The sequence below is a fragment of the Obesumbacterium proteus genome (genome assembly GCF_001586165.1).
GTDB classification, from domain to species: Bacteria; Pseudomonadota; Gammaproteobacteria; order Enterobacterales; family Enterobacteriaceae; genus Hafnia; species Hafnia protea.
Genome location: NZ_CP014608.1, coordinates 3,830,812 through 3,846,845 on the forward strand (window position 1 = coordinate 3,830,812; position 16,034 = coordinate 3,846,845).

The 16,034-nt window shown below is 51.4% G+C and carries 13 protein-coding genes; all 13 read right to left on the reverse strand.

Going from position 1 to position 16,034, the window contains the following annotated elements; genetic code table 11:
* Nucleotides 1-71: 71 nt before the first annotated feature.
* Nucleotides 72-920, reverse strand: coding sequence for a transcriptional antiterminator BglG (bglG, locus tag DSM2777_RS18000; RefSeq protein ID WP_046459272.1), 849 nt, complete (start codon nt 918-920; stop codon nt 72-74).
* A 178-nt stretch (nt 921-1,098) separates the two neighbouring features.
* Complete coding sequence (gene surE / locus DSM2777_RS18005) at nt 1,099-1,992, reverse strand: 5'/3'-nucleotidase SurE (RefSeq protein WP_061554756.1); 894 nt, start codon at nt 1,990-1,992, stop codon at nt 1,099-1,101.
* A 26-nt stretch (nt 1,993-2,018) separates the two neighbouring features.
* Nucleotides 2,019-3,338 (reverse strand): OprD family outer membrane porin, encoded by a 1,320-nt coding sequence (locus DSM2777_RS18010; RefSeq protein ID WP_061554757.1) that lies wholly within the window; start codon nt 3,336-3,338, stop codon nt 2,019-2,021.
* A 509-nt stretch (nt 3,339-3,847) separates the two neighbouring features.
* The gene (gene nuoN, locus DSM2777_RS18015) at nt 3,848-5,320 is read right to left on the reverse strand and encodes an NADH-quinone oxidoreductase subunit NuoN (RefSeq protein WP_025797909.1); all 1,473 of its coding nucleotides are present in this window, start codon (nt 5,318-5,320) and stop codon (nt 3,848-3,850) included.
* Between the two features lie 6 nt (nt 5,321-5,326).
* Nucleotides 5,327-6,850 carry an NADH-quinone oxidoreductase subunit M gene (nuoM, locus tag DSM2777_RS18020; RefSeq protein ID WP_046459270.1) on the reverse strand — a complete coding sequence of 508 codons (1,524 nt, stop codon included), beginning with the start codon at nt 6,848-6,850 and terminating at the stop codon, nt 5,327-5,329.
* A 197-nt stretch (nt 6,851-7,047) separates the two neighbouring features.
* Nucleotides 7,048-8,895, reverse strand: a complete 1,848-nt coding sequence (gene nuoL, locus DSM2777_RS18025) for an NADH-quinone oxidoreductase subunit L (RefSeq protein ID WP_043494141.1) — start codon at nt 8,893-8,895, stop codon at nt 7,048-7,050.
* On the reverse strand, nt 8,892-9,194 hold the full coding sequence (nuoK, locus tag DSM2777_RS18030) for an NADH-quinone oxidoreductase subunit NuoK (RefSeq protein ID WP_004092601.1): 303 nt from the start codon (nt 9,192-9,194) through the stop codon (nt 8,892-8,894). The genes nuoL and nuoK overlap by 4 nt, the downstream gene beginning before the upstream one ends.
* Nucleotides 9,191-9,769 (reverse strand): NADH-quinone oxidoreductase subunit J, encoded by a 579-nt coding sequence (gene nuoJ, locus DSM2777_RS18035; protein ID WP_040046432.1) that lies wholly within the window; start codon nt 9,767-9,769, stop codon nt 9,191-9,193. Before nuoJ ends, nuoK begins: the two co-directional genes overlap by 4 nt.
* A gap of 10 nt (nt 9,770-9,779) precedes the next feature.
* Nucleotides 9,780-10,322, reverse strand: a complete 543-nt coding sequence (gene nuoI / locus DSM2777_RS18040) for an NADH-quinone oxidoreductase subunit NuoI (protein ID WP_004092603.1) — start codon at nt 10,320-10,322, stop codon at nt 9,780-9,782.
* A 15-nt stretch (nt 10,323-10,337) separates the two neighbouring features.
* Nucleotides 10,338-11,315 (reverse strand): NADH-quinone oxidoreductase subunit NuoH, encoded by a 978-nt coding sequence (nuoH, locus tag DSM2777_RS18045; protein ID WP_025797899.1) that lies wholly within the window; start codon nt 11,313-11,315, stop codon nt 10,338-10,340.
* Nucleotides 11,312-14,062 (reverse strand): NADH-quinone oxidoreductase subunit NuoG, encoded by a 2,751-nt coding sequence (gene nuoG / locus DSM2777_RS18050; protein WP_061554758.1) that lies wholly within the window; start codon nt 14,060-14,062, stop codon nt 11,312-11,314. Before nuoG ends, nuoH begins: the two co-directional genes overlap by 4 nt.
* Nucleotides 14,063-14,174: 112 nt before the next feature.
* Entirely contained in the window at nt 14,175-15,536 is a 1,362-nt protein-coding gene (gene nuoF / locus DSM2777_RS18055; RefSeq protein ID WP_025797895.1) for an NADH-quinone oxidoreductase subunit NuoF, read from the reverse strand.
* The gene (gene nuoE / locus DSM2777_RS18060; protein ID WP_004092610.1) at nt 15,533-16,033 is read right to left on the reverse strand and encodes an NADH-quinone oxidoreductase subunit NuoE; all 501 of its coding nucleotides are present in this window, start codon (nt 16,031-16,033) and stop codon (nt 15,533-15,535) included. The genes nuoF and nuoE overlap by 4 nt, the downstream gene beginning before the upstream one ends.
* Nucleotide 16,034 lies beyond the last annotated feature (1 nt).

Consider the following 16,034-nt stretch of genomic DNA (forward strand, 5'->3'; position numbering starts at 1 on the left):
GCGATCAGGTTTTGCCCGCCGAAGCAGTAACAATCCTTTAGTTCATGCCAACGTCTGGCACGATGAAATTTTTAACGCGTTGCCGCGCTTGGGCACTCTTTGCGAACTCTTTCGATATGAATAGACAAGAACATAATCTCTTCATTACTCAGATCGCGTTGATACTGTGCCTTTAAATGCCGACCAATTTTTTCAGCACAACGCCATGCCAGCGGGTAGTTATCCTTTACCGCCGAATGCAGCGTGATATCGTCATCAGGCACCACATTTCTTCCTAGCATGCGCTGAGCAAAAAACTTGAGGTGCGTGACAAAGCGCTGATAGCTTAAGGTTTCTTCGTCGTATTCCAGCGAAAGTTGGTATTTCACAATATGCAGGATTTCTTGCATCACCTGCGTAATATGCATGACCTCCGGCATTTCGCTATTGAGCTGGGCATTAACCAAATGCAGGGCAATAAATCCTGCTTCATCATCCAATAATCGCACCCCTAAGCGGCGATCAATCAGCTCAATGGCCTCCTGTCCGATGGCATATTCTTTCGGATACAGGCGCCGCGTCTCCCACAGTAAAACGTTGCGAATGGCCAACCCCTTCTGCTGCCGTTCAATCGCAAAATGGCAATGATCGGTCAGAGAGATATACAGGCTGTCTTGTAGTTTACCGAGCCGCGCTTTTGCCGCGTTAATAATCAGATCGCAGGTGGTCATCACCTCGAGTGGAATATGGCTCAAAAGCTCGCTCAAGCGAGTGATGAGTTCATCACTTTGCAGCGCAAACACTTTCTCAATTTTAGCCTCGTCCACCACATCACCGGCACGTTTCTGAAATGCCAAGCCGCGTCCCATCACCACCTGCTCACGCTGATGTTCATCAACCACGACCACCACATTGTTATTCAGTATTTTGGCGATTTTCACGGACTAACCTTTTTAGACTCCAGAAACAAAAAAACCTGACCGCTGACAAATGTCAGTTGATCAGGTTTTGCCTGCTTACGCAGTAACAATCCATTGATGACTCTATCAGTTTTAAACTTTGCCTCAACGGGCACATGGCTAAAACGTGATAGCGATCGCCCGCAAACTGACGTTTTGGCTACGGATGTTGCAGCTCAGGTTTATTCAGCAATGCTTGATATTCAGACTCTAACTGCGGCGCATTCCAGTCACCATCAATGACGGTGTAGGTGATATAGCCCTTGTTAAGCCAGCCGGTATCGGTATCCGCCTGCGATGGCGTTAATACGTCTTTGTTCATAATTTGCTGTGCTTTGCCATCCGGTAACAGCTGGTAGTGATGCTGTGCTTTGGGATGCTGCTCATTAATGACGTATTTCACACCGGCTATTTTATCTTTTGCCAGAGGCGGATAGTTGATGCTTAAGCCCGAGTCTTTCGGCAATAAAGACTGCCCAGACTGCCAACTTTTCCCCAGTTCATCGACAACTTGCACCACATAATCTACCGCCTGCGGCCAATAAAGCTTGGTGCTCGGCCAACCCGCTTTCATTTCTTTTTCAGTCAATACATAGCCGATACTGGCGGCTATGGCAGGATAGCCATAGCGAACGGCGCGCGCTGCGGCAGATACCGTGCCGGAATTCAGCTGAGCAACGCCGGTATTTGGACCATCGTTCACCCCAGAAATAACGAGATCGGGCGGCGCGTCTTGCATAACGCCCAGCACAGCAAAATCAAGCGAATCAGCAGGCGTTCCAGGGAAGCAGTACTGTTTATCGCTTATTTTTTTTACGTCGAATATCTTGTTCGGTTTAAACGTAATCGCAGAGCCGATACCGCTTTGATTGGTCGCTGGCGCAACCAGCCATACGTCATAGCCTTTTGCGGCTAGCTTGGTTTGTAACGACGTGGTGCCATAGGATTCACAGCCATCGTCGTTAACGATCAAAATGCGCATTGGGCGATCGGCAGCCTGTGCTACCAGCGCGGTAGACGCTAATAAAGCAGCGGTAATCAGTTGTTTTTTCATCGTGTTATTCCTAATCAGTGAAACCATTAAAACAAGCCAAATTTGTACTCAACGCGAACCGCAGCCCCTACGCCTTTCGCACGGTGGAAACTATCGCCATCATCGGTTATTGATGGGTTACTTCGGCTATCGAGTTTCCATGTGTAGGCGGGGCCAAAGCCCGCAAAAATATTGAGGCCAGCGATACGCTGTGGTGACCACGAGAAGAATCCGCCATATTCCCACTCTTTTAACGAAACCCCTTTGTACTCAATACCATAGCCATAGTTTCCATATAAACCGACCAACAGCTCGGGTGAAACCTGATACTGGCTATAGACATAAAGCATCTGCTCGCCATCGTTAACGTAGTCATTCCCCTCGCCGTCGGCTGGGCTATTGAACGTGCCACGGGTGTTTTTCCCCATATGCCAATAGAAATAACCCAGTCCATCTTTTAAATGTGCCTTTGTTTTTGACCAGCCAACGCCGAATTCCGCAGCCGCTTTTTGATAACCGATAAGGCCAAAATAGTGCTCAGCATCATGTTCAAAGGCTTTAGTTCCTTCCCATTCACTCAAGCCACGGTTGTAATACACCACGCCGCGCGTCAGAAAACGGGAGTCTTCGGAGAGCGGCCAAAACCAACTTCCCTCAATGCCTTGTCGTAGCAAATAATCTTTACTATCACCGGCCAAATAGGTGAAACCTTTGCCCTTTTCTGGCTTCCAGCTAATATCACCCGATGCGATATAGTCGATTTTCTTATCGCTTTTCAGCGTGTAAAAATGACGTTTTTCCGGCTCATCACGCTCTGAAAAACGATTCACCAACGCCGCTTTTATTTGCACCTGATCAAAGCCAATCTCAGTGCTGAGCCCTTCCCAAGTACTGGGGACTGCACGGCTGGTATTGGTAGTAATGGCTCCGAATTTATTCAATTTTCGCCAGCCGCCATACACATTCATAAAACGTTTTTGTTCGCCAAACTTCGCCTTAGCGAAAAGCTGGCCGACCTTATTAAAACCTTCAGCATGCCCGTTGTTATCACGCAACAAATCACGGCCGTAGAAATCCTTATTGGCGTACAGTTTGCTGACGCCATACCACGAAGCATCAAATCCCACGGTGTCTTGATACCAGCCACTGCTGTAATCTAAATGTATCGCCTGCGCCCAAGCGTTTTGGTCGCCAACATCGAAATCTGCACGCTGGTCAGTGGTGTTTAGCATCCATATATTTCTGAACGTGAGATCTAAATGGCTATCTTCAAACAACCCACCGCTTGAAATATCCATCGCATTGGCATGAGTAAAAATCCCAGTGGTTATTAAAAGTAACGTTATTTTTATATTGCTGTGTCTCATCTTATATTTCCTGCCTTTCCTTGAATAAATTCGGCACTGATTTTTAGACAAAAGATCCCCGAGAGCAGAATAAGCTGCTCAAAATAGAACCTAATGAATTAATGCTAAAAAATTAGAATGTGATAAAGCCTGTGTAATATCCTTTATTAAAACCAACAAAATAGAGGCAAAAAAAAACCTAAGCTTCCGTTTGCTGGCTAATGCCATACATTCAGAAGCTTAGGTTTTGCCTGCTACTCAGTAACAACCCTAAACATTTTTCTAGCTGAAAAATACGTTACCACGGTACTTTTAGAAACTAAACTACTTCAGCCGTAAATAAGGCTATTTTGTGATACGGCTAACAAACCTTGTTATGTGGTTTCTCATTTATCATCCGCTCAAGTAGCGTTAATTAACAAATTGCCACTCTACTAATTCAGTAAAATTATTCTTTAATACCGTATATGCAAAAAGCCCTACTAGCGTTAACTAATAGGGCTTTATTTAGCTAGACCTTATCGATTCAATTAAAGAATCGGCTGTGCCATCTGCACCAGAGAAATCAGCGGCTGAGGGAAGATACCCAGCAGAACCACTAAGATCCCTGAAATCAGTACCACAACGCCACCGGCAGTCAGTGCCCAGTTATTTGGCGTATCACGCACCAGCGTTTCAGGTGCATGCAGGTACATACTCACGGCAACGCGCAGGTAGTAGTACAAACCAATCGCACTACCCACTACAACCGCACCGGTCAGCCACCACAGATGCGCCTGAACACCGACGGTAACGATATAGAATTTACCGATGAAGCCCAGCGTCATTGGGATACCCGCCAGAGACAACATAGACACCGTCATTACCGCAGACAGAATTGGCTTATGCCAGAACAGACCACGATAAGAGAACAGGGATTCTGCGTCAGGGCCGCTGTATGGGCTAGACATCAAGCTCACCACGCCGAAGGAGGCAAGGCTTGCGAACAGATAACCCGCCAGATACACGCCAACGGCTTCAGCAGAAATTTGCTGACTCTGAACCGCAATCAGTGCCACCAGCAGATAGCCTAAATGAGACACCGAAGAGTAACCCAGCAGACGCTTGATGTTGCTCTGCGTGATCGCCATCAGGTTACCAAATAGGATGGAGCAGAATGCGATGATGCCCAGAACCAAACGTACCGTTTCGCTGTTGGTGACCGGCGCATACATAAACAGACGCATCAGCACCGCAAAGATAGCAATCTTGCTGGCGGTGGCCAAGAAGGTTGAAACCGGTGCAGGCGCGCCTTGGTATACGTCTGGCGTCCACAGTTGGAACGGAACCAGTGAAAGTTTGAAGCCAAAGCCAACCAGCATCATGCCCAAACCCGCTAACAGCAGTGGTTCGTGTAGCATGCTATCGCTCATGCTTTTGCCTAGACCGGCAAACGACAGGTCGCCAGATTCAGCATACAGCAGCGCCATACCGAACAGCAGGAACGATGACGCCGCCGCTGACAGAATGGTGTACTTGATAGCGGCTTCCAGCGAACGTTTCTGGCGATAGGCATAGCCAATCAGGCCAAACAGCGGCAGCGAAATCAGTTCGATACCGATGAACAACGCAGCCAGATGGTTAGCGCAAGCCAGAACGATACCGCCCAGCGTTGCAATCAGAACCAGCAGATAGAACTCATCGCGGTTATCTGGATAGCCTTGCAGCCATGGATAGGCAAACGTGCTGGTCGCAAGACTCGACAGCAACACCAAGCCGATATACAGCATGGAGAAACTATCAACGCGAAACAGCGGAGTTACGTTTAGCGAGCCATCCGTTGCAGAAAGAAGCTGCCCCACAAAATAGAGCGAAAGCAGCGCCAGGTTCAAACCGATCACTGTCACCGTTGCGTTGACGAAGTGGTTGCGTCGCCACGCAATGCACAGCATCACAACCACCACCGTCAATCCGACGATCAACAGCGGTAACAGTGCGATCAGATGTTGAGGAGTTATTGTCATGGCGAATTACGGCCTTGTTGTTAAAGTTGAAGCAGAGCTAAACCAGTGTTGCACGTTCGTCATTGCGGCACTGGACGTATCCAGAATCGGCTGAGGATAAACACCCAGCGCAACCAGCAGAACCACCAGCAGCAGAATAATCGACAGCTCGCGCGTGCTCATGCCCGGCAGAGGTTTGTCAGATTTTGGTGCACCGTAATAAGCGCGCTGCATCATGATTAACGAATAAACAGAGGCAAATACCAGACCGAAGGTAGAGATAATCGTGATAACCGGCACCACTTGGAAGCTGCCGAACAGGATCATGAACTCACCAACGAAGTTACCGGTACCCGGCATACCTAAGGTGGCAACGGCAAAGAACAGCGACAGCGCAGGCAGGTATTTAATCCGGCCCCACAAACCGCCCATCTGACGCATATCACGCGTATGCAGACGCTCGTAAAGCTGACCGCAAATGATGAACATACCGGCAGCAGACAGACCGTGCGCAATCATCTGGATAACTGCGCCCTGATAGGCCAGTTGGTTACCGGAGTAAATCGCGATCAATACGAAGCCCATGTGGGAAACGGAGGTGTAAGCAATCAGACGTTTAATATCAGTCTGAGCAAACGCCATCCATGCACCGTAGAAGATACCGATAACACCTAACCACATCGCGATAGGCGCGAACTCATGGGATGCTTCAGGGAACAGCGGCAGGCTGAAACGCAACAGACCATAGGCTGCGGTTTTCAGCAAAATACCGGCTAAGTCAACGGAACCTGCGGTCGGTGCCTGACTGTGTGCATCAGGTAACCAGCCATGCAATGGAACCACCGGCATCTTCACGGCAAATGCAATAAAGAAGCCCAACATCAGCAGATACTGAACGTTGTGACTCATTGGCGTGTTCAGCAATTCTTCATAGTTGAATGTCCACACGCCGGTGGCGTTGAAGTGAACAAACACCAGACCCAGAATCGCAATCAGCATAATCAAGCCGCTGGACTGGGTGTAGATGAAGAACTTGGTTGCGGCGCTGATACGGGTTTTGCCGTCTGATGCTTTATGACCCCAAAGAGCGATCAAGAAGTACATCGGCACCAGCATCATTTCCCAGAAGAAGAAGAACAGGAACAGGTCGATGGCCAAGAACACACCGATAACGCCCCCCAGAATCCATAACAGATTCAGGTGGAAGAAGCCCTGATACTTCTGGATCTCGTTCCAAGAACAGAGGATCGCCAGAACGCCCAGCAAGCCGGTCAACACCACCATCAGCAGTGATAAACCATCTAATGCTAGGTGGAATTCAATGCCGAAGCGTGGGATCCACGGTACGGAGAACTCTGACTGCCACTGCGGAAGGCCCGTCGCCTGTGTCAGAGAATAGCCGCCCTGCAACCACAGTTGCACAGACAACACTAACGTCAGACCCATTGCTATCAGTGCTATCCAGCGTGGAGCTTTGGTGCCGAAGCGCTCGCTCTGCCAGCTTAAAAAGCCACCGATGAACGGGATAAGAATTAGCCAAGGTAATAACATGGCGCTTTGTGTCCCTTAAAATTGAATGAGGTTTCATGCAATGGAGAACCCTAAACAGTTCTCCATAAGCTATACCCTATAGATTTCAAGAGGCAGGAAGGCGGCAAGTGAACGAGTCCCTAGGAGCTTACTAAAGTAAGTGACTAGAGTGAGCGAACACAGCCAACACACCTGCAACTTGAAAGATGAAGGGTATATCACTTAACCAATAACAACAGAGCCAATACGACTACTGCGCCCACACCCATAGATGCCATATACCAGCGCAACTGACCGTTTTCACTCACCGCAAGACCACGATTACCCCAACGCGCAAAGACGGCGAACAAGTTCATCAGGCTATTTAGCGGATCGCGCTGTAACAGGTAAGCAATCGCTTTAAACGGCTTAACAAAGATCATGTTGTACAGCCAGTCAAAGCCCCATGCATGGAACCACCACGTTGAGAAGAAGCGACCCGGCGCGCTCTGCGCCACGCTATTCACAAACTGACGTTTCCCAAGGTACAAGACAGCAGCCAGCAGGATGCCAACGATAGCCACGACGCCGGAAATAATTTCTAACGTCATTTTACCCGCTTCACCGCTGTGGCTTTCTGGTAACACACCCGCCAACGGTGGCGTAATCAACGCACCGATGAAGGTAGAAAGCACCAGCAACACAATCAGCGGCAGGCTATGCGCAATGCCTTTGCCCGCATGGGCTTTGGTATGTGCTTCGCCATGGAACACAATGAAAATCATACGGAAGGTATACAGCGACGTCAGGAACGCACCCACCAAGCCCGCAGTCATCAGGTTAACGTGGCCGGAAGCCAACGCCCCCCACAGGATTTCATCTTTACTGTAGAAGCCCGCGGTGACGATTGGCAGCGCAGACAGCGCAGCACCACCGACCAAGAAGCAGATGTAAACCAGCGGCAGCGATTTACGCAATCCACCCATTTTGAAGATGTTCTGCTCGTGGTGGCAGGCCAAAATCACCGAACCAGAAGAGAGGAACAGCAGCGCTTTAAAGAACGCATGCGTCATCAAATGGAAGATTGCCGCATCCCATGCTTGAACGCCCAGCGCCAAGAACATGTAGCCGATCTGACTCATGGTTGAGTATGCCAGCACGCGTTTGATGTCGGTTTGTACCAGCGCGGCGAAACCGGCCAGCACCAACGTGACCGCACCAACGATACCCACCAGATGCAGCACTTCAGGCGCCATCAGGAACAGGCCGTGAGTACGTGCAATCAGGTAAACACCCGCGGTAACCATGGTCGCGGCATGGATCAAAGCAGAAACCGGCGTTGGACCCGCCATCGCATCCGCCAACCAAGTTTGCAACGGCAGCTGTGCAGATTTACCTACGGCACCGCCCAGCAGCATCAGCGTCGCCCACGTAATCGCGGTCGAGCCTATCTCCAGTTTTTGCGGAGCCAGAATCATCAGTTCACGGATGTTCAGCGTGCCCAGTTCGTTGTAAAGAATGAACAGGCCAATCGCCAAGAACACGTCACCTACGCGAGTCACGATGAACGCCTTCATTGCCGCCGCACCGTTAGCCGGATTGGTGTAGTAGAAGCCGATCAGCAGATAACTGCACAGCCCTACCCCTTCCCAGCCCAGATACATCAGCAGCAGGTTATCCGCCAGAACCAATACCACCATGCTGGCGATAAACAGGTTGGTATAAGCGAAGAAGCGCGAGTAGCCCTCTTCACCGCGCATATACCACGAGGCGAACATATGAATGAAGAAGCCAACGCCGGTAACCACAGACAGCATGGTCAGCGACAGACCGTCCAGCGTTAAGGTCACAGGAATACCGAAGTCACCCACGGCCATCCAGTTCCACAGATGTTGGTTGAACACCTGTACGCCGTCGGCTTTTTGACTTAAGAAATCAAAACCCACATAGGCGGTAACTAGCGCAGCCAGCCCGATAGAACCGACACCGATGATGGCCGACGTATTTTCTGACCAGCGACCACGGGAAAATGCCAACAGCAAGAACCCGATTAACGGTAGCAATATTGTTAAGTAGAGTAGGTTCATCCGCGCATCTCACTGACAGTATCGATATTCAGGGTGTTGCGACGACGGTGCAATTGCAGCAACAGCGCCAAGCCAATACTCGCTTCCGCCGCGGCTAAGCTGATCGCCAGAATGTACATCACCTGACCATCTGCTTGTCCCCAATAGCTCCCCGCCACCACGAATGCCAAAGCAGCCGCGTTGATCATGATTTCCAAGCTAATCAGCATAAACAGCAGATTGCGCCGGATTAACAGGCCGGTCAGTCCCAGTACAAACAGGATGGCCGCCAGAATTAAACCGTGTTGTAACGGGATCATGCTCGCTCCTCCGCCTTATTTTTTACCGCCATTGCCTTGGCTTTATTGGCATCCGCTTCTGGCGCTTTGCTGAAGACTTCGCCCTGCTTGTGCTCGCGTCCCACATGGAACGCCACCACCAGACCCGCCAGCAACAGCATAGACACCAGTTCAACGGCCAGAACATAAGGGCCAAACAGCGCGATACCGACCGCTTTCGCGTCAATCATGTCGCCGCTGATCCCCTGATCGTTGACGCTCATAATGGCGTAAACCAGCACTGCCAACAGGATCAGAGACAAAATGCTCGGCCCAATCCACAGCGTTGGTTTCAACCATGCGCGCTCTTGCTCCACCACCGAATTACCGAGGTTAAGCATCATGACCACGAAGACGAACAGAACCATAATCGCACCGGCATACACGATGATCTCCAAGGCACCTGCAAAGTAGGCTCCAAGAGAGAAGAACACCGCCGCAATCGCCAGTAACGACACGATTAAATACAGCAAGGCGTGAACCGGATTGGCATGCGAGATCACTCGGATCGTTGCCACCACGGCCACCAGCGCTGCAATGTAGAATGCAAATTCCATGCTTGGCTCCTTAAGGTAGCAGACCTTTAACGTCAATCGGCTTCGCTTCGTTTTCGGCTTCGCCTTTGGCTTTGCCGTCGATAGCCATACCGGCCATACGATAGAAGTTATATTCCGGATATTTACCCGGGCCCGAGATCAGAAGATCTTCTTTTTCGTATACCAAATCCTGACGCTTAAATTCACCCAGTTCAAAATCTGGCGTTAGCTGAATCGCGGTCGTTGGACACGCTTCTTCACACAGACCACAGAAGATGCAGCGAGAGAAGTTGATGCGGAAAAACTCTGGATACCAGCGACCATCTTTGGTTTCTGCTTTCTGCAAAGAAATACAGCCAACCGGACAGGCAACAGCACACAGGTTACAGGCAACGCAGCGCTCTTCACCGTCGGGATCGCGGGTTAACACGATACGACCACGGTAACGAGGCGGCAGGTATACCGGCTCTTCCGGATACATTTGGGTTTCGCGCTTAGCAAACGCATGCAAGCCAATCATCCACAGGCTGCGCACTTGGGTGCCGAAACCAACCACTAACTCTTTCAATGTCATGGTTACATTCACCCCTTATTGAGCGTTATACAAAATCACGGCGGCGGTCGCCAACAGGTTCAACAACGTCAACGGCAGGCAAATTTTCCAGCCGAATGACATCACCTGGTCATAGCGAGGACGCGGCAGTGACGCACGCACCAGAATAAACATCACCATGAAGAAGGCAGTCTTAATTGCAAACCAGATAACCGGCGGCAGGAATGGCCCCTGCCAGCCTCCGAAGAACAGCGTCACAATCAGCGCTGATACGGTGACGATCCCGATATATTCCCCCACGAAGAACAGACCGAATTTCATACCGGAATATTCAATGTGGTAACCGTCGGCCAGTTCTTGCTCGGCTTCTGGTTGGTCAAATGGGTGACGGTGACATACCGCAACACCGGCGATAATAAAGGTCAGGAATCCAAAGAACTGCGGGATGACGTTCCACAGATGAGACTGTGATTCAACGATAGCCTGCATGTTGAAGGAGTCAGCCTGCGCAACCACGCCCATCACCGAAAGACCGAGGAATACTTCATAGCTCAGCGTCTGCGCAGAAGCACGCATCGCACCCAGCAAGGAGTATTTGTTGTTGCTCGACCAACCGGCAAACAGCACGGCGTAAACCGCAAGACCTGCCATCATCAAGAAGAACAGAATACCGATGTTCAGATCGGCACCCATCCACGTTGGGCTTACCGGCACAATCGCGAAAGCCAACAACAGAGAGGAGAACGCAATCATCGGCGCCAAGGTAAAGATCAGGCGATCGGAGAAGCGTGGAACCCAGTCTTCTTTGAAGAACATTTTGACCATATCCGCAACCAGCTGGAGCGAGCCGCCCCAGCCAACACGGTTTGGTCCATAACGGTTCTGGAACAGGCCGAGCAAACGACGTTCGCCGAAGCTCATAAATGCCCCACAGGTGACCACCACCAGCAAAATCACCACCGCTTTAAGCACGGTGAGAATGATGTCGATCACGTCTGGCGTCAGCCAACTCATAATGCTGCCTCCCGCACTTTCGTTTCCTGAATAGCGTCAACTTTGCTTCCGTTCAGCACCGGAGAGATCCCTGGTAGACCCAGAGGCAGACCGATTTGACCTGATTGCAAATTATCGCTTAAGCGTACTGGCAGCGTCAGTTTCTGGTCTGCAACAGTCAGCTCCAGAACCGTTCCGCTGTTCACGCCCAACTGCGCCGCATCCGCCGGATTCACCATCACATACGCTTCTGGCATACGAGTTTGGATAACCGGTGCACGCTGAGTCATCTCGTCGCTACCAAACAGATGGTAGTAAGGCGCAACCACCCAACCCGCATTCTGGTAGGCAGCAGGCACCGCGTCGAAGTAAGCCAATGAGCCTTCACCGGCCGCGATTAAACGCACGCCCGGATCGCCGTGGCGCAGATGGCCCCCCACTTCGGCTTGGAATTTGTTCCATGCCTGCGGTGAGTTCCAGCCCGGAGCCCATGCAAATGGGATCTGCTGACGATCTTCCAATGGACCACTGTACCCTTCCATTGAGAACGCAAACGCGGTGTCTTTATCCTGCGGCTGACGCGGTTCATGCACGCTAATGTTGGCGCGCATTGCGGTGCGGCCACTATAACGATGCGGTTCACGAGCCAGTTTCTGACCTTTGATACGGAAGCTTGCGTCCGGCGCTGCGTCCACGATGCCTTGCAGCTGTGGATAGGCTTTCACACAAGATTCAATGACGTGATCCAGCTGCGTCCAGTCGATATGGCGGCTTTCGACGGTGGTGTGCAGGGAATGCAACCAGCGCCAGCTTTCCAGCATAATGGACGGCGTATTTTTCTTCGGATCATCGTAGTAAGCCGGATCGTAAACCTGGAAGAAGCGCTGGGCGCGGCCTTCTTGGTTGACCAAGGTGCCATCACTTTCGGCAAAGCTCGCCGCAGAGAGCACCAGATCGGCTTTGTTCATAATTTCTGTACGTTGATGATCGACCACGATCAGGCTTTGGGCTTTCGCCAAAGCGGCATCGACACGCGCAGCTGGCGCATGGCGATAAAGATCGTTTTCCAGCACCACAACGGCATCAGCGTTGCCTTGTTCGAGCTCAACCAGCGCATCGTCAATCGACGGCGCATTCATCATTGCCAGACCCATGCTGTTCGCTTCGGCGGCAATAAAGGTGATACCAACATCCAGATCGCGCGCTTTCAACGCTTTGGCAACGTTCGCAGCCGCTTCAATCAGCGGTGTATAACCGGCATTGCTGCCCGTTACGATCAGCGGTTTTTTAGCTCCCGCTAACGCTTGAACGATCACGTCAACCTGCTTGCGCACGTCGTCTGATAAACCTTCAACCGCAGGGGCTGAGTTATCCAACGCATGAGCCACGGCGAAACCTAAACGAGCCTGATCGGCAACCGGTGCGCGATAGTTCAGCGCCGCGATATCATCCAAACGGGTGTCGTCAATGCTGGTCATGAACAGCGGATACTTGGCACGCTGGCCAATGTTCTGAATCGCCGCAATCTGCCAGTCAGCCACGCGCTGAGCCGCAGCCATCGCACGCGCCTTGCCTTTTACAGCCTGACGCAGCGCCAACGCGATACGCGCAGCGGTTTGGGTTACGTCTTCACCGAGGATCAGCACCGCATCGTAGCTTTCCATCTCACGCAGAGCTGGGGTATAGATACCGCCCTCACGCAGGATTTTTTGCATCAGATTCAAACGGCTTAATTCACCCGCTTCAACGCCGCTGTAGAAGTTTTCCGCGCCGACCAATTCACGCAACGCATAGTTGCTTTCAAGGCTGGCACGCGGAGAACCGATACCGATAGTTTTCTTCGCCTGACGCAGCAGATCCGCCGCACCTTGCATAGCCTGATCGGCATTCAAGTGGATCCAGTCGTTGCCACGACGCTGCTGCGGCTGGCGAGGACGATCCTTCAGGTTGACATAGCCATAGCCGAAACGGCCACGGTCACACAGGAAGTAATGGTTAACGGTACCGTTGAAACGGTTTTCGATACGGCGGATTTCACCGTAGCGCTCACCCGGGCTGGTGTTACAACCCACGCTGCACTGCTGGCAGACGCTAGGGGCAAACTGCATGTCCCATTTACGGTTATAACGCTCGGAGTGCGTTTTATCGGTGAATACGCCGGTTGGGCACACTTCGACCAAGTTACCGGAGAATTCACTCTCCAGCGTGCCGCTTTCTGGGCGACCAAAGTAGACGTTGTCGTGCGCGCCATACACACCGAAATCGGTGCCATCAGCGTAATCTTTGTAGTAACGCACACAACGGTAACAGGCGATGCAGCGGTTCATTTCATGAGAAATAAACGGCCCCAATTCCTGGTTGTTGTGAGTACGTTTGGTGAAGCGATAGCGACGGAAGCTATGGCCGGTCATCACCGTCATATCTTGCAGATGGCAGTTACCGCCCTCTTCACACACAGGACAGTCATGTGGATGGTTGGTCATCAACCATTCCACAACGCTCTCACGGAACGTTTTCGCTTCTGCATCATCGATGGAAATAAAGGTTCCATCCTGCGCGGGTGTCATACATGACATTACCAGACGACCACGGGTATCTTCCGCGTTCTGGTATTGCTTAACCGCACACTGGCGGCAAGCACCGACGCTGCCCAGCGCCGGGTGCCAGCAAAAGTAAGGAATATCAAGCCCGAGAGAGAGACATGCCTGTAGCAGGTTCTCCGCCCCGTTAACTTCATACTCTTTGCCGTCTACATGAATTGTAGCCATTAGCATGCTTCCAAAATAAGAAAACTTTGACCCTAAACCCCCTCCCGACCTCCCTCTTCGCAGGGGAGGAGCAAACCTGCCGTCTATCAAGCAGATTGGGGTGGGGCTAAAATTACCAGCGCGATTTCAGCAGGTTCGGCTGAATGCCCTTAATGGCATTCAAGTTGCCGTAATCTTTCGCGGCAATACCTGCTTCAAACTCTTCGCGGAAATATTTAATGGCGCTTTGCAGTGGCTCAACCGCACCTGGCGCATGCGCGCAGAACGTTTTACCTGGGCCTAAATGACGGCACAGCTGTTCTAGCGTTTCAATGTCGCCCGGTTGACCTTCACCACGCTCAAGGGCACGCAGGATTTTTACGCTCCACGGCAAACCATCACGGCATGGAGTACACCAGCCACAGGATTCGCGAGCGAAGAATTCTTCTAGGTTGCGTACCAATGGCACCATGCCAATTTCGTTATCCACGGCCATTGCCAGCGCGGTACCTAAACGGCTACCCGCTTTACCAATGCTGGCGAAGTCCATCGGCAGATCCAGATGATCGCCGGTCAGGAAGTCAGTCCCTGCCCCGCCAGGCTGCCACGCTTTGAGCGTTAAACCATCGCGCATGCCACCGGCGTAATCTTCCAGAATTTCACGTGCGGTGGTGCCAAACGGCAGTTCCCACAGGCCTGGATTCTTCACGCGGCCGGAGAAGCCCATGAGTTTAGTGCCCGCATCTTCGCTCTTACCGGCAGACAGACCTTTGTACCAGTCTACGCCGTGCTCGATGATCGCAGGCACGTTACACAGGGTTTCAACGTTGTTAACGCACGTTGGTTTACCCCATACCCCAGAGCTAGCTGGGAATGGTGGTTTTGAACGAGGGTTTGCACGACGACCTTCTAGCGAGTTAATCAATGCGGTTTCTTCACCGCAGATATAACGACCCGCACCGGTGTGCACAAACAGTTCGAAGTCAAAACCGCTGCCGAGGATATTTTTACCCAACAGGCCAGCCGCTTTGGCTTCTTCAATCGCTTTACGCAGGTTTACCGCTGCTTCAACATATTCGCCGCGCAGGAAGATATAACCACGGTAGGATTTCAACGCGAACGCCGCGATCAGCATGCCTTCCACCAACAGGTGCGGCATCTGTTCCATCAGCAGACGGTCTTTATAAGTGCCTGGCTCCATTTCATCCGCGTTACACAGCAGGTAACGGATGTTCATGGACTCATCTTTTGGCATCAGACTCCACTTCAAACCGGTGGAGAAGCCTGCACCGCCGCGCCCTTTCAGGCCAGCGTCTTTAACCAGATTAACGACTTCATCCTGAGCCATGCCTTTAAGCGCTTTTTCAGCACCCTGATAGCCACTTTTACTGCGATATTCATCCAGCCATACTGGCTGGCGGTCATCGCGTAAACGCCACGTCAGCGGATGGCTTTCCGCTGAACGTGTTGGAACTAAAGCTGAAGGAATTGTCATTTATACTGCTCCAACAATTCGACGACGTTCTCCGGCGTCAGGTGAGCATGAGTATCTTCATCGATCATCATATTCGGCCCCTTGTCGCAGTTACCCAGACAACAGGTTGGCAGCAGCGTAAAGCGTCCATCAAACGTGGTTTGACCCGGTTTGATGTTCAGCTTGCGCTCCAGAGCGGCCTGAATACCTTGATACCCATTGATATGGCACACCACGCTATCGCAGTAGCGAATAATGTGGCGTCCTACCGGCTGACGGAAGATCTGGCTGTAAAATGTCGCCACGCCTTCCACGTCTGCGGCTGGAATATCCAGCACTTCGGCAATGGCATAAATCGCGCCATCGGGAACCCAACCGTGTTCTTTCTGCACAATTTTCAGTGCTTCAATCGACGCGGCGCGCGGATCTTCATAGTGATGTTTTTCATGCTCGATGGCCTCACGGGCGCTATCGCTGAGCACGAAAACCTCTTCTTTAGCTAAAGATTGATCTGACATG